Origin of the sequence: Acinetobacter sp. YH16042 (assembly GCF_013417245.1) — a bacterium.
GTDB classification, from domain to species: domain Bacteria; phylum Pseudomonadota; class Gammaproteobacteria; order Pseudomonadales; family Moraxellaceae; genus Acinetobacter; species Acinetobacter amyesii.
The window spans coordinates 161,401-176,488 of sequence record NZ_VPEJ01000004.1; the positions used below are offsets into that span (position 1 = coordinate 161,401).

Annotated in this window: 15 protein-coding genes; 8 read left to right on the top strand and 7 right to left on the bottom strand. The window is 40.8% G+C overall.

All coding sequences use genetic code 11. The annotated features are described in order from the left end of the window. Nucleotides 1-26: 26 nt before the first annotated feature. The gene (locus FTV37_RS04700) at nucleotides 27-3,977 is read right to left on the bottom strand and encodes a DUF3418 domain-containing protein (RefSeq protein ID WP_180063148.1); all 3,951 of its coding nucleotides are present in this window, start codon (nucleotides 3,975-3,977) and stop codon (nucleotides 27-29) included. Nucleotides 3,978-4,490: 513 nt separating this feature from the next. On the opposite strand from FTV37_RS04700, the gene ahpC reads away from it, so the two are divergent. The 3 genes from ahpC to FTV37_RS04715 all read left to right on the top strand — a co-directional run bounded on the left by ahpC (nucleotide 4,491) and on the right by FTV37_RS04715 (nucleotide 6,247). After that, a complete protein-coding gene (gene ahpC, locus FTV37_RS04705) occupies nucleotides 4,491-5,054 on the top strand; it encodes an alkyl hydroperoxide reductase subunit C (RefSeq protein WP_078193727.1) in 564 nt (187 codons plus the stop codon). A 291-nt stretch (nucleotides 5,055-5,345) separates the two neighbouring features. Further along, entirely contained in the window at nucleotides 5,346-5,822 is a 477-nt protein-coding gene (locus FTV37_RS04710; RefSeq protein ID WP_168378868.1) for a hypothetical protein, read from the top strand. A 218-nt stretch (nucleotides 5,823-6,040) separates the two neighbouring features. Beyond that, complete coding sequence (locus FTV37_RS04715; protein ID WP_078189026.1) at nucleotides 6,041-6,247, top strand: KTSC domain-containing protein; 207 nt, start codon at nucleotides 6,041-6,043, stop codon at nucleotides 6,245-6,247. An 86-nt stretch (nucleotides 6,248-6,333) separates the two neighbouring features. On the opposite strand, the gene FTV37_RS04720 is transcribed toward FTV37_RS04715, so the two are convergent. Together FTV37_RS04720 and FTV37_RS04725 are read right to left on the bottom strand one after the other, a co-directional pair. Further along, nucleotides 6,334-6,927, bottom strand: a complete 594-nt coding sequence (locus FTV37_RS04720) for an O-methyltransferase (RefSeq protein WP_373683558.1) — start codon at nucleotides 6,925-6,927, stop codon at nucleotides 6,334-6,336. Between the two features lie 57 nt (nucleotides 6,928-6,984). Continuing rightward, nucleotides 6,985-7,203 carry a DUF1653 domain-containing protein gene (locus FTV37_RS04725; protein WP_180010283.1) on the bottom strand — a complete coding sequence of 73 codons (219 nt, stop codon included), beginning with the start codon at nucleotides 7,201-7,203 and terminating at the stop codon, nucleotides 6,985-6,987. 283 nt (nucleotides 7,204-7,486) lie between these two features. Here FTV37_RS04725 and ahpF point away from each other — a divergent pair, with 283 nt between their 5' ends. The 3 genes from ahpF (at nucleotide 7,487) to FTV37_RS04740 (ending at nucleotide 9,992) form a co-directional block, all read left to right on the top strand. Beyond that, nucleotides 7,487-9,052, top strand: coding sequence for an alkyl hydroperoxide reductase subunit F (ahpF, locus tag FTV37_RS04730; protein WP_180063150.1), 1,566 nt, complete (start codon nucleotides 7,487-7,489; stop codon nucleotides 9,050-9,052). A gap of 266 nt (nucleotides 9,053-9,318) precedes the next feature. Then, entirely contained in the window at nucleotides 9,319-9,561 is a 243-nt protein-coding gene (locus FTV37_RS04735; RefSeq protein WP_078192893.1) for a hypothetical protein, read from the top strand. A gap of 236 nt (nucleotides 9,562-9,797) precedes the next feature. Continuing rightward, nucleotides 9,798-9,992: a hypothetical protein gene (locus FTV37_RS04740; protein WP_078192892.1), complete on the top strand. Its 195-nt coding sequence runs from the start codon at nucleotides 9,798-9,800 to the stop codon at nucleotides 9,990-9,992. 68 nt (nucleotides 9,993-10,060) lie between these two features. On the opposite strand, the gene FTV37_RS04745 is transcribed toward FTV37_RS04740, so the two are convergent. After that, nucleotides 10,061-10,708 carry a LysE family transporter gene (locus FTV37_RS04745; protein WP_180063151.1) on the bottom strand — a complete coding sequence of 216 codons (648 nt, stop codon included), beginning with the start codon at nucleotides 10,706-10,708 and terminating at the stop codon, nucleotides 10,061-10,063. Nucleotides 10,709-10,855: 147 nt separating this feature from the next. Then, a complete protein-coding gene (locus FTV37_RS04750; protein WP_180022547.1) occupies nucleotides 10,856-11,428 on the bottom strand; it encodes an FxsA family protein in 573 nt (190 codons plus the stop codon). A gap of 132 nt (nucleotides 11,429-11,560) precedes the next feature. Between FTV37_RS04750 and ruvC the strand changes: the two genes are divergently transcribed. Next, nucleotides 11,561-12,106, top strand: a complete 546-nt coding sequence (gene ruvC, locus FTV37_RS04755) for a crossover junction endodeoxyribonuclease RuvC (RefSeq protein ID WP_078189034.1) — start codon at nucleotides 11,561-11,563, stop codon at nucleotides 12,104-12,106. A gap of 70 nt (nucleotides 12,107-12,176) precedes the next feature. Here ruvC and FTV37_RS04760 read toward each other — a convergent pair whose 3' ends face one another. Together FTV37_RS04760 and FTV37_RS04765 are read right to left on the bottom strand one after the other, a co-directional pair. Next, nucleotides 12,177-12,452, bottom strand: a complete 276-nt coding sequence (locus tag FTV37_RS04760; RefSeq protein ID WP_168379658.1) for an acylphosphatase — start codon at nucleotides 12,450-12,452, stop codon at nucleotides 12,177-12,179. 1 nt (nucleotide 12,453) lies between these two features. Next, nucleotides 12,454-13,941 carry an NAD(P)H-hydrate dehydratase gene (locus FTV37_RS04765; protein ID WP_180063152.1) on the bottom strand — a complete coding sequence of 496 codons (1,488 nt, stop codon included), beginning with the start codon at nucleotides 13,939-13,941 and terminating at the stop codon, nucleotides 12,454-12,456. A gap of 20 nt (nucleotides 13,942-13,961) precedes the next feature. On the opposite strand from FTV37_RS04765, the gene queG reads away from it, so the two are divergent. Beyond that, nucleotides 13,962-15,056, top strand: a complete 1,095-nt coding sequence (queG, locus tag FTV37_RS04770) for a tRNA epoxyqueuosine(34) reductase QueG (protein ID WP_180063153.1) — start codon at nucleotides 13,962-13,964, stop codon at nucleotides 15,054-15,056. Nucleotides 15,057-15,088: the final 32 nt, after the last annotated feature.

The window sequence follows — 15,088 nt, forward strand, 5'->3', positions numbered from 1 at the left end:
AACTCCTTTTAGAAATTACCTATATCTTAACTGATTCCGAGCTTATCCCATACTTTTTGCAAGCGGGATGGAGAAATTGGCATCTTGGTCTTCATTGGTTGAGAGAAAATAGAGATGCGTAACTCCTCAACCATGAAATACAATTCTTTAAGGCGAGTGTCATTTTTAAACTTAAATAATTTTTCCATCCATGGGTCAACTTGATCAATGGCAGAATTGTCCCTTTGTAGGTTATTTGGCAAGCGGTCTAAACGCAAGACTAATGCCTTCAAATATCTTGGAAATTCGAGCCACACATCGGAAGTTTTGCCATAAACAAAATCTGAAAGTTGCATCAAATCGAGTTGATCTTCAATGTCATCAATGTTCTTTCCAAACACAGAATCATCTAAAACCAACAATTTCCGACGTATATCCTGCCATTGAATATAGGTTTCAGTTAAAACGGCTAACGCTTGCTGCCCATGGGTTAAGAAAGATTTCTTTACATTTAAAATTAGGTTTTGGTACTCCTGCACATTGACAGGTAGCTCATTTATTGCAAGCTGAAGTGTGGCATAAACTAACATTTGCTCTAGTTTTGCTTTGTCACCTAGCGGTGAATAAGCCAATGCCAAGGGTTTAGAAATCTGTTTTTTCAACTGACGAACTAAGTCCCCCAGCTGCATATGAACCAAACGAATGATCCCTTCGCGGTGTTGTTTGACTGCTTCAAATTGGTCATTGAAAGTCTGAATCACCACACCAGATTCGTCTTTGGCATCCAACTCCGCAAAGCCTTTGACTGGAACAAGCGCTTGGTATTGTTTCACCAGCACACCCGTGACTTTTTGTGATGCTTCGAACACAAAATTATCAGGGAAGGTTTTAAACTCACCTTTTAACTGTTTGACTGGGCTATGAGTTTCAGTACGACAGCGAGCTTTGAGTTCATCTAGGTCACGACCTTGCTCAATCACACGGCCTTTTTCATCAATGACTTTGATTAAAGGCAGCAGATATTGCTCAACGCGTTCCCAAGAAAAGTCCTTATCTGTGATTTGCTCACCACGTAGTTGGAACGCCAAGAAACTAAAAATATGCTCGCGCAAATGCACGGCATCGACACGATCCATCAATTTACGCGCTGTATCTGGGATTGGCACCAAATGACGGCGCTTATCTTTTGGCAATGCTTTAAGTAAAGCTTCAATCAGGTCTTGTCGCCAACCAGGTATACCCCATGACCAAATATTTTCATCCACTTGCGGCAAAGCTTGAACTGGAATTTTGACCGTTGCGCCATCTTCATCATGACTTGGGTCAAAACGATAACTTGCAGCCAAACGCAGTTCACCATTACGTAGGTAGTCTGGAAATTGCTGGGTCGTTGGACGGTCATTCATCCAAAGTGCATCATCATCGATAAATAAATGCCGTGGATTTTTCGGTTCTACAGTTGCACGCCAGTCTTCAAAACTACGACGACTTGCCACCTCTTCAGGCACTTTTGCAGCATAAAATTGGTAGATGGTTTCTTCATCCACCACCAAATCACGACGACGCAGTTTATCTTCAACACGCTCAACTTCTTCGAGTTTTAATAAATTGTGTTTTAAGAACGGCGGCGTAATACCCAAATGTCCCGTCGTCAACGCATCGCGTAGGAAAATTTCATGCGCCGCCGGATGATCCACTTTTTCATAATTAATCTGACGACGTGGCTCAATAATCAAACCAAATAAAGAAATTTGATCATAAGCATTCACCACACCAGCTTTTTTCGACCAATGCGGCTCAAAATAATGATGCTTCAATAAATCGCCTGCAGCCAATAAAATCCATTCAGGTTCAATTTTCGCCAACGTTCGAATATATACCTGAGAGGTCTCAACCATCTCAAAAGCCATGACCCAAGGTGTATTGGTTTTATGCAAAGTTGATGCAGGGAAAATGCGTGCCTTTTGCTGACGCACTGCCATGAACACATTACGTTCATCGGTTTTGTTGGCAATAAATGAAAGTAAACCCGTTAATAACGCACGGTGCAGATTTTCATAATTGGCCTTCTTTTCATTAAAGGACAGTTTTAAGCCCTGAGCCAAATCCACCAATTGCTCATGGGTTTTTTTCCACTCACGGAGGCGTAACCAACTAAGGAAATGGTTGCGTGCAAAGGTTCGACGCTTATTCTCACTCATGTCACGGTTAGCAACCAAAGCTTCCCATAATTTGATATAGAACAAGAAATCCGAGTCAGCTTCACGGAACAAAGCATGTTTCTGATCGGCCTGCATTTGTTTATCCGCAGGACGTTCACGTGGATCTTGTACCGCTAAAGCAGCGACAATAATCAAGACTTCATTTAATACGCCAAAATGCGCTCCGCCCAAAATCATCCGTGCAAGACGCGGGTCGATTGGCATTTTCGCCATTTGCTGACCAATTTTGGTTAAACCACCACCCTTCGTCGGAGGAAGTCCCCCTTTTGTAAAGGGGGATTTAGGGGGATTACTTTCAATAGAATCCCCCCCAACCCCTCTTTGCGAAAGAGGGGCTTTCCCTTTCTCAACCATCGCCCCAAGCTCAATCAAAAGCTTACGACCATCATTCACCAAACGATGATCTGGCGGCTCAATAAAATCGAAGTCTTCTAATTCACCAAAGCCCAAACTTTGCATTTGCAAAATAACCGAGGCCAAGTTGGTTCGTTTAATCTCCGGTTCGGTAAATTCAGGACGACTCATAAAGTCTTCTTCTGAATACAGTCGAATACACACACCCGGTGCGATACGACCACAACGACCTTTACGCTGATTTGCTGCCGCTTGCGATACAGCCTCAATCGGTAAACGTTGTACACGTGAACGATAGTTATAACGGGATATCCGTGCAAAGCCACTATCAATTACGTAGCGAATATTCGGTACAGTTAAAGCAGTTTCTGCCACGTTGGTGGCAATAATAATACGTCGCCCACCACCCGATGGATTAAAGATCTTTTGCTGTTCTGCCAAAGCCAATCGAGCATATAAAGGTAAAACTTCGGTATGATGTGGCCCAAACTTTTGCAGTGTTTCCTGTAACTCACGAATTTCTTGTTCAGTGCTGGCAAAAATCAAAATGTCAGCATGTTCAGGATGACCTTTTTCCTGCGCATCTTGAAAACATTCTTCTACGGCCGAAACCACGGCACGGGGTAAATTTTCTTCAAAATCGTCAAATTCATCATCATCACTACCGATAATGCTCAGCTCAGAAATCGGACGATAACGCAACTCTACAGGGAAGCTTCGACCTTCCACCTCAAAAATAGGTGCCCCATTAAAGTAATTCGAGAATCGATTTACGTCTAAAGTTGCTGAAGTAATAATGACTTTGAGATCTTTACGACGAGGCAAGAGCTGTTTGAGATAGCCCATGATGAAGTCGATATTCAGCGAACGTTCATGCGCTTCATCGATAATAATCGTGTCATATTTATTTAAGAATCGGTCATTAGCCAGTTCAGCCAATAAAATACCGTCAGTCATCAAACGAACGATTGAATCTTGTGAACCTTGTTCATTGAAACGAACTTTAAAGGAGATCGACTCTCCTAGCTTTTCGCCCACTTCTTCTGCAATACGTTGCGAAACGCTACGTGCAGCCAGTCGACGGGGTTGAGTATGACCAATCAAACCCGTTAAACCACGACCTGCAAGCATTGCAATTTGCGGTAATTGTGTTGTTTTACCCGAACCGGTTTCACCTGCCACAATAATCACTTGATGCTGCTGAATCGCTTCAATTAGTTTGTCCGCATACTGCGTAACAGGTAAGTCTTGATTTAATTTAATATTTGGAATGCGGGCAATCCGTTCGCGCACTTTCGCATTCGACTTTTCAAACAGTTCTTTATGCTGCTTTTCGTTGGCGTCTTTTCCCTTACGCAATCGATTTAAACGGTGAACATCACGAGCCATCACCATCTGATCTACATTTAAATCTTTCGCCACCAAGAATACGCCTTACAACTACATGAAACCCGATATTCTACTCGGTTTCATCGCATTTCCCAATGCAACAATTGAAAACCCGAAGTGAATTTATCTGGCGCGACTGGCGTGGTGCGGTTTAGATCTCAAATCTGAAAATAGGATGAATTCGCCATATCCCCCTTCATCCGCCTAATTGAACAAAAGAAATGCTTCGCTGATGAGCGAATCGGCATGCCTAAAGATGGATTAAATCAACAATAGAAAAATTTAAATCACTTTTTTTAAATTTTACCCTTGAATTTTAAGGGGTGTGACTTCATGTCTGTGTAGGACGTTTAGGGTAGTTCCTGTCATTTAATCCTCACACAACTGCGGTTAAATGAGATGAAATACTGGTCTATTGGGAAATGAGTAAATCACTATTAATTCGGATTTTCCGATATTAGTTATGTAAAAATACTATTTCAGCAATAAGAAAAATTTCTGTACCCTATTGGAAATCAAAAACAAACCTCAATCATGGAGACAATGATGAGCTTAATTAATACTGAAGTTAAACCGTTTAAAGCACAAGCATTCCAAAATGGTCAATTCATCGAAGTAACTGAAGCTGATCTTAAAGGTAAATGGTCTGTTGTATTCTTCTACCCAGCTGACTTCACTTTCGTTTGCCCAACTGAACTTGGTGACCTTGCTGACAACTATGCAGAATTCCAAAAACTAGGTGTTGAAATCTACTCAGTTTCTACTGACACTCATTTCACTCACAAAGCTTGGCACGATTCTTCAGAAGAAATCAAAAAAATCCAATACGTAATGGTTGGTGATGCGAACTGGACTCTTGCTAAAAACTTTGACGTATTAATCGAAGCTGACGGTCTTGCTGATCGTGGTACTTTCGTTATCGATCCAGAAGGTAAAATCCAAATCGTTGAAATCAACGCTGGTGGTATCGGTCGTGATGCTCAAGAACTTCTTCGTAAAGTTAAAGCAGCTCAATACGTACACGCTCACCCAGGCGAAGTTTGCCCAGCTAAATGGAAAGAAGGCGACGCAACTCTTGCTCCTTCAATCGACCTAGTTGGTAAAATCTAATCTGTATTAGATTGAACTGATTCAAAAACCACGCTTTTAGCGTGGTTTTTTTATGCCTATTATCTGCGAGTATATACATCTATACACCCTACGCAGTTCACACTTTATTCATACAACTTTAACGTACTAGCACTTTCCACATATCTGTAGATATTCATCAAGTTAGAGCTTACACAAATATAATAAAAATGCGCCGCAAACCTGATGGTCTAGACTTACATCTTTGTCGGTATTTCAGTATTTTTAACTTGAATTTTAGGTCAATTGCTTATTTCAGGAAGATGTAAGCCCATGAAAAAATATTTCGTCTCGATCAGTTTAATTTTATGTTCGTTTACGACTTTTGCTGCCGTGAACTGCGAAGGTGAAATTAAAAACCAAAGTATTCGTGAGGATATTAAAGTCAAAAAAAATTGTCAGCTTGAGGGTTTAATTGTTCATGGCAATGTGATTTTAGAAAATGGCGCCAGTGTTGAACTACATGACAACCACATCAAAGGCAATATTGAATCGAATAAAAATTTTACCAAGATCATTGCCAATCATAACAATATCAATGGCAATGTCGATTTTACGACAGGGAAAAACATCCAACTCCTCAATAACCAAATTTCAGGCGACCTGAAATTAAAGAAAAATAACGGCAATATTGTGCTAAATAATAACGAAATCGCAGGTAATTTAATTTGTCTTGAAAATGCTTTTTCAATTAATGGCAGCAACAACCAAGTCAAAGGCAATAAATCAGAACAATGCCGTAGTTTTTAACTCTCTCGACACCAACAAGCGATAATGACGCTTATGGCATTTCTCTGAATTGGCATTATTTTTATCAAATTAGTTGATAAAGAAATGAAAAAAATGTGAGATAAAACATTATTTTTTAACAATTCTGCAATACTCCACGCCCCGAATTTGTCTTAATTTCAAAAGAGATAAACCTTTAACTGCAGTATGACTATAACAACGCAATAAGGGGGTGGCTTATGACAACAACTGTGGTAACTTCTTGGAAATACAGTTCTTCTTCACGTTACTTAAAAATATTTTATGCGAATGGTTCTGGGGATCTCTTTTATCCAGTTTCACCTTTTATTTATGATAATTTACTTCGATGTAGTGATAAAACGGCATTTGTCCACAAATATCTAGAATATGATCTACATTTTTCACGAGTAAGCTTACAGGGTTAAACCGCTACAAGTTTAGCGCTATAGCAACAGTATTTTTATTAATTAAAAAATATTTTCGATGAAATCAGGGCTGAATGCCCTGATTTTTAGTTACGCCAAGTCACCATAAAGAGCCCTGCGCCCACATTTAATGTTGTACTGATAAAACGATCATCCGTTTCAACACGCTGGATAAATTCAGCGACCTCATCAGCATGTGACAGCACATTGTCCACGATTAACACGCCACTTTGAACTTGTATCAATTCAGCTAAATATGGCCAATACCCGATATACGCATCACGTTCTGCATCCAATAAAATGAAGTCATAATGCTGATTTGACTGCTGTAAAAAATGCAGTGCATCGCCATGATGGAACTGGATATATTCGGATAAAGCTAAATTTTCCGCATGTTGTTTAGCTTGCTCAATACGCGCTGCATCAATTTCAATGGTTTCGACCCGCCCTTGTGTAGACTGCGCAGCATCTGCTAACCACAGCGTGGAATAGCCTGTAGATGTTCCAATTTCCAAGATTTGTTTGGCTTGTTTTAAGCGAATTTGCATAGCCAAAAACAGTGCAGACTCAGGCTCAATATTTCGGTAACGCGCAAGTCGGTGATTTTGCGCAGCATCGTGAGCACTAAAGTCTGCATAGAGTTGTTGCGTATAGTTTTTAAAATTTGCATCCATGCTTATGATTCTATCCTTTTGCTATTTCATTCATATTTATAAATTGAAGTACTAAATATCTACTTAGTGGGTTTCTTGGATCAGCTTAAAACGTGGAATTACTTCACCATCAATTTCAACGGTTTCCATAAACATCTCTAAGGGTCTGACCCACATGGAATAGTCGTCATACAAGCACTGATAGACCACAACTTTTTCACGCGTTTCACTATGTGTTGCAACATGAAAGACTTGATACAACTGACCTTTATAATGCTGATAAATCCCTTTCTTAACCTGCATGTCATTTCCTTAAAAAGTTCTCAATACAATTGCGTTGACTCTAGCATTCTCTCGCTTAAAGCGCGATGAATTCGTTTATTTTTCCACTATTTAACTTGTATTTCTCGATAGTGGCCCAATATTGACTGCATTCACATCGGTATATTCTTATGATTTAGAAAGAAATTTAATCACTTGATTTGTAAAACCGATTAATTTTATAAAAACAAACCGTTTCACCTATTTAATGGTTTGTTCTATCATTCTCTCATCAAATAAATTTACTCCTCTGGAGACGTTAGCAATGTTAGATCAAAATACTTCTGCTCAATTAAAAACCTTACTTGAACGCCTTGAAGGCCCGATTGAAATCGTCGCAACTTTAAACGGCACGGACAAATCAGACAAAATTAAAGAATTGGTGACTGAAGTTGCTGCTTTATCTGATTTAGTGACTGCACGTTTTGACGGTAACAACAGCCGTGCGCCAAGCTTTGGTATTGCAAAAGCAGGTGAAACACCACGCGTATTCTTCGCAGGTCTACCGATGGGCCACGAGTTCACGTCTTTGATTCTAGCTTTGCTACAAACTTCAGGTTATGCACCGAAAGTTTCTGACGAAGTACTGAATACCATTAAAGGTTTAGGTCTTAAAGCTGATTTTGATGTATTTGTATCACTCAGCTGCCATAACTGTCCTGACGTAGTTCAAGCACTAAACTTGATCGCAATTTACAACCCTGGCACAACTGCAACCATGATTGATGGTGCATTCTTCCAAGAAGAAGTGGAAGAACGCAAAATCATGGCTGTGCCGATGGTATTCCAAGACGGCAATCACATCGGTCAAGGTCGTATGACCTTGGAAGAAATCATTGCTAAATTAGACACCAACTCTGCTGCAAAAGATGCTGAAAAGCTAAATGCCAAAGAAGCATTTGATGTCCTTGTGATTGGTGGTGGCCCTGCAGGTAATACTTCTGCAATCTATGCAGCACGTAAAGGTATTAAAACCGGTATCGTGGCTGAACGCATGGGCGGTCAGGTCATGGATACTATGGACATTGAGAACTTCACGTCGATTCAAAAGACCCAAGGTCCTAAGTTTGCTGCTGAAATGGAAGCACATGTACGTGAGTACGGTGTGGACATCATGAACTTGCAACGTGTATCAGACATCAAAGGTGCAGATCAAACAGCCAATGGTCTAGTTGAAGTAACTTTAGAGAATGGTGCAAAACTTGAATCTAAAACAGTGATTCTTTCAACAGGTGCACGCTGGAGAGAGATGAATGTTCCAGGTGAGCAAGAATACCGTACTCGTGGTGTTGCATACTGCCCACACTGTGACGGTCCATTGTTTAAAGGTAAACGTGTTGCAGTCATAGGTGGTGGTAACTCAGGTGTCGAAGCGGCGATTGACCTTGCTGGTATTGTAGAACATGTAACACTTGTTGAGTTTGATACCAAGCTTCGTGCTGACCAAGTCCTTCAAGACAAGTTAAATAGCTTACCGAACACCACTGTGATCATGAATGCATTGTCTACAGAAGTGGTCGGTGATGGTTCACAAGTGACTGCATTGAACTACAAAGACCGTGCAACAGATGAAATCAAAACGATTGAATTGGCCGGTATCTTTGTACAAATTGGTTTGTTACCAAACACTGATTTCTTGAAAGGAACAGCTGTAGAACTTTCAAACCGTGGTGAGATCGTAATTAACGAACGTAACGAAACCAATGTGAAAGGTGTATTTGCTGCAGGTGACTGTACAACAGTACCGTACAAACAAATCATCATTGCGACAGGTGAAGGCGCGAAAGCATCATTGTCTGCTTTTGATTACATCATCCGTTCGGGTCAATAATTCAGTTTAGACAGAACAGCAAAAGCCAGTTTTCGAACTGGCTTTTTTTATGACTGAAAATTCATGTCTTGTTTCATTTATAAATTAGCAATAAAACAAATATTTAACTCTCTGACGCTATTCACTTACACAATAATGAGCAAAACAAACCGTTTAAAACTTGTACATCTGCTTATTTGCACATTAAGATAAAACAATCATCACGGATTGATGGTTGACAATAACAACAAGAATGTTGGTCAAATTCGACTAAATGGAGAAAAGCAATGCACTATCAATATCACTGTGCTTGTTGCAATAAAGTATTGGCTTCAAGCGATAAAGAATGTTCCGAATGTGGCTCGCATAATATCCGTAGCCCATATGGCTTTTGGATATTTTGCATACTCAGTTGTTTGGCTGTTGCCATTCTATTTAAGAGTGTCCAAGTGTATTTGCAACAGCACGATACTGAAGCGACAACCCAACTCAACATCTTTGAAGTACTCAAGCAGGATGGTAAAAATTAAGCTTTTTTTACAACAGCCAAACATAGCCCTATGAACAGGCTGGCAATGTGTAAAATTTTAGCTAAGCTGAATTTAAGCACCGTTATCGGGTCGCGTTAAAGTCATTCAAAGAGATAAGTTAAAATGATGAAAGCCTGAATGATTTCAGGCTTTTTTATGCGCTAGCATCGCCCTGCTCACTTATCTTCACGAGGAAAATTCTTTAAACTATGGCGATAGCAATGAGGTTCTAGATGATGGTGCAGTTAATCAAAAAAGGCGGTTTACGTGAACGCGCCAATCGTAGCCGATTATACAAGGGCTCTGAAAATACCGAAACCACCCTCAAACCGAACCGTTATCGTGATCATGCTGAAACTACCGATGTTGCACAAGATCCATCAAATACAGCACCATCTAAAGACCAAGATCAAACCAATCCAGAGCAATAGAACTTGGACATAAAAAAGCCAAGTTTTAACACTTGGCTTTCGCTTTGCTTACAGCAATATGTTTGCAGCTATTGAAGATTGAACATTCTAATTGCGTCGAACCACAGCCAAATCGCAAAAATTAAAAATAACGCCCCTGAAACCACATCAATATAACTACCCGAACGTTGGTAGAGTGCTTTAATTTTAGGCAAAGACATAATCATCATAAACAAACTAAACACAATAAAAGTTTGAATCGGAATGATGACAGCAAGCTGTGCTTTTAGGTTACTACTGGCTGATGAACTCAACGCCAGTGAGAACACACTACTAAAATAGATCAGTGTTTTCGGATTGGCTAAATTCGTAAATAAACCTAATAAGAAATAATTTTCAGTATTCTGCTGACTTAAGGCCTGCCCATCTTCTAAATTGGCTGTTTGATTTAAACTTTTAAGCCCACCACTAAACATCGCCCAACCCATTTTCGCTAAGAAAAATCCACCAACAGCCATTAAAACTTGTTGTATCCATGGAAATTGCTCGACCAAAACCGTAAAGCCCAATAAGGTTAAAACGACCCACACCACAATCCCAACTGAGATCCCCGCAATAATTTTTAAGGTATTTGCACGGGTTGTTGATACTGCACATTTAGCAATTAATAATACATCTGGACCGGGACTCAACTGCGCAACAAAATGAAGCACACAGATGGTGAATAACAGTGACATGCAAGCTGATTCATTTGAATTAAAACGTGAAGATTATATCGCTTGTTCAATTTTTTTGTTGGCAACACAAGGTTTATTTTTAGGCCGTATCAAAATTTACGCAAAAAAAAAAGCCGAATACACATTCGGCCTTTCATACTGAGTTAATTATTTTTTATTGACATCTTTCAGTTCAATTTGTTTCGCATCTGGCGTCACTTCACGAGCTTCACCATCAATAACGGATGAATCACGACCTGATTGCTGATTTTGCATATCTTGCATTTGACGCATCATATCTGCAAATGGGTTCTGACCCTGAGCACCGCCCATGCCTCCCATATCGCCCATCATGCCACCCATCATTTTTTCCATCATGGCTTGCTGACGCTTCATCATTGTTTTCATCATGACTGCTTTCATGGCATTTTGTACAGGTGGAATCAAAATAAGTAATGCCATAATATCTGAGATTAGACCCGGTAACAGCAATAAGAAACCAGCCAAAATTTTTGGTAAATTTCCAGTTAAAGCTGGATCATTACTCATTTGACCTGCTTGCATTTGCTGCATTTGAGGCATCAGACCTGATGAATATTTACGGATAATATTCATCCCTATAAAGAAGGCCACCACGAACCAGAAAAAGACATACCACATGCTGCCGACGAGGTCGCCCACACCGATCCAGACAAACACTTCCAGGATCAAGCCTGCTAAAATCAGAAGAAATAATTTCATGAAAATTAAACAAATCTCAGTAAATTAATTTAAGGTGTTGCGTTCAACTGCTCAATCACTATCAAGCTTTTTTGACACGCTTATGTAACAATATGGGCATTATTTTATTTTTAAAGGGCAAATAGGGCAAACATGTCATTAATTATCGGTATTGACCCTGGGTCTCGCCTAACTGGTTACGGCATCATCGAGAAGGATGGCTCTAAACTACGTTTTGTCGATGCTGGCACCATTCGTACCGAAACAACAGAAATGCCTGAACGCTTAAAACGTATCTTTGCTGGTATTGATCGCATCGTAAAGTTTCACGGGCCTACTGAAGCTGCTGTTGAACAAGTCTTTATGGCTCAAAACCCTGACTCAGCCCTAAAACTAGGTCAAGCACGCGGTGCTGCCATTGCCGCTTTAACCAATTTAGATTTACAAGTCGCTGAATATACTGCACGTCAAATCAAACAATCTGTGGTCGGCTATGGGGCTGCTGATAAAGAGCAAGTCCAAATGATGGTTATGCGCATTCTGAACCTAAGCATCAAACCCCAGCAGGATGCAGCCGATGCTTTGGCTGCCGCAATTTGTCATGCGCATGCGTCTGGTAGTATGAGTAAAATGGCTGTACTGAATGCCTTAGGTGGTATGGCTCGCGGCCGAAGTCGTGTAAGCACTCGACGTCGGTAAATAATCGTCAAATCATATAGTTCAGTAATTCATTCTGTTTTCAAAAGCCCACCTAATCTAGTGATCAAATTTAGCGAATCATTTTAAAACCGCTATAGTCTAATTCATGCATTGGAATTTCTTGCTGATCGATTTTAGTCACGTCTGCTCGTAACGGCCCCACCAGACTGTGTTTCAGTATTTTATGAATGGCGTCTTCAGTTCCTATAATCAGCGCTTCAACTTCGCCCGTCGCTAGATTTTTCACATAGCCATTTAAACCGAGTGCAAGCGCTTGCTGCTCAAACCAACGACGGTAGCCAACACCCTGCACTTTACCTTGAATTCTCAATTTAACTGCATGCATTTTAGTCTTTAACTCCTGAATGATTAACCACATGATAAACCGCTTGGGCCATATCCTGCGCTTGCAAACCACGCATCCCCGGCTTCGCCAATACATCACCTGCTAAAGCATGCAGACTTACGATTTCATGCAGATGAATTTGCTGATGGAATTGTGCTTTTAAACTTGCAATCATCCCTGCAAGCACATCGCCCATACCGCCTGTACCCATTCCTGCATTACCTGCGGTGCAAATCCAAAGTTGATCTTCAAGTATCAAGCTGCCTGCCCCTTTAAGCACCCATTGACCTTGAAATTTTTCTTTTAAATGTTGAATTGCTTGTATACGATCTGCTTCAACTTCAGCAGTAGTAATACCCAATAATTTCGCAGCTTCACCCGGATGTGGCGTTGCATAGGTTCGTGCATTCAAATTTTCAGGTGCTTCAGCTAGAAACCATAAGGCATCTGCATCCAAAACAATTTCCAAGGTTGACTGCTGAATCAATGGAAACCAAGACTGAAACTGCTGTTGTGCCCAATCGTCACGACCAAGTCCCATGCCAAAGCTAATCGCATCAACATGATCGATCAGTTGCTGAATCGTTTCTGTATTTAAAGCATTGATATCGCGTAGCATAATATTCGGTGCGCGCGCCAAAATCGCGGTGTGATGTCGTGCATCACAAACAACCGTGACCTTACCTGCACCTGCATGGAATGCAGCCTCAGCAGCCATTATCACCGCCCCACCCATTTCAGCATGCCCACCAACAACCAAAACATGACCATAACTGCCTTTATGACCAAAGGCTTGACGTGCAGGTAAGGCTATTTTCTGCGGAGACAAATAAGCAAGTGGCTCTAGCTCTGCATCAGTTGGTATACATGCCATCACCGAAACTTCACCTGCATATTCCTTCGCTTGACCTGTAAATAGCCCTGCTTTTAGACCCAATGCCGTAAAGGTATAATCGGCTTGAAATGCGATGGGTAAAGGCTGTCCTGTATTGGCATGTAAACCGCTTGGAATATCAATTGCAATTTTAAGTCCCGTGCATACGTTCAATCGTTGAATAATGGCTTGCCATTCATTAGAAAGTTCACGATTGAGTCCAATACCAAATAATGCGTCAACATAGACATCATAGTCACGCTGAAAATCAAAATGTGTATAGATCTTGAGCTTGTGATCTGTCGCTTCTTGTACTGCAGAATGTAAATCTTTCGATGCTCCAATTTCAGCGGCGTAAATATCGACTTGAAAGCCTGCTTGCTGTAGGTATTGCGCTGTAAGATAGCCATCTCCTGCGTTATTGCCCTGTCCACAACATACAGCGATATTTTTTAAATTTTGCTGCTTTAACCTTGGAATGAGTTGCTGAGCAATCGACCATGCGACCTGCTGCATCAGACCATAACTGCTATTGTGCTGAGCAAACCAACGCTGCTCCCAAGCTTGAATACTTTGGCTAAGATAAACAGGGCTATGGTAAACTTGCAGACGCATTGTTTTTCCTTGTTATGATTATGGCCGCTTCAACTCCTGCACAAAAAATTCCTGTCGATCAATATGATCCAGAAACCCTAAAAGCATGGATTAAAGCGCAAGCCTTAAATTTAGGTTTTTCTGATTGTGTCATCGCAAAGCCAGATGCTCAAGAGGAACTCCCTCGTTTTAAAGAATATTTAGAACGTGGTTATCATGGCGATATGAAATTCCTAGAGGAAAACCTTGAAAAACGTGCCAATCCTGCACTTTTAGTCCCCGGCACCCGCAGTATCATTTGTGTCCGCATGGATTATTTGGTCGAACCCCCAAAACCACGTTATGTTCCTGATGAGCCAAATGCAGCCATCATTGCACGCTATGCACGAGGTCGTGACTACCACAAAGTCATGCGTGGTCGTTTAAAAACCTTGTCGAATATCATCCGTGAAAAAATCGGAGATTTTGAATCTAGACCCTTTGCCGACTCTGCACCAGTGTTTGAAAAATCCTTAGCTGAAAATGCAGGCATGGGCTGGACAGGCAAACACACCTTACTGATCCATAAAAAATCAGGCTCATTTTTTGTATTAGGTGAGCTGTTTACATCACTCGAATTACCTTTTGATTCGCCGGCAACCAAACATTGTGGTTCATGCACAGCCTGTATTGATATCTGTCCAACTCAGGCCATCGTTGAGCCCTATATGTTAGATGCACGTAAATGCATTGCCTACTTAACCATCGAATACAAAGGCATCATTCCTGAAGAATTACGTCGTGGCATCGGTAACCGTGTGTTTGGTTGTGATGACTGTCAGCTCATCTGTCCATGGAATAGTTTTGCGCATAAAACTCAAATTGAGGACTTTTATCCACGTCATGGTCTCGACCAAGTGAGTTTATTAGATCTGTGGCAATGGGATGAAGCCACCTTTTTAAGCTGTACTGAAGGCAGTCCTATCCGACGAACAGGCTATCAAAGCTTTATGCGAAATATCGCCATTGGCTTAGGCAATGCACCATACAGTTCAAATATTGTTCAATCATTAAAAAATTCTCGCGAAAAACATGACGCGATTGTGCAAGTTCATATTGATTGGGCAATTGCAGAACAAAACTCAAAAATGCTTTAAGGACTTTTATTCTCTATTTTCCAGATCCTTAC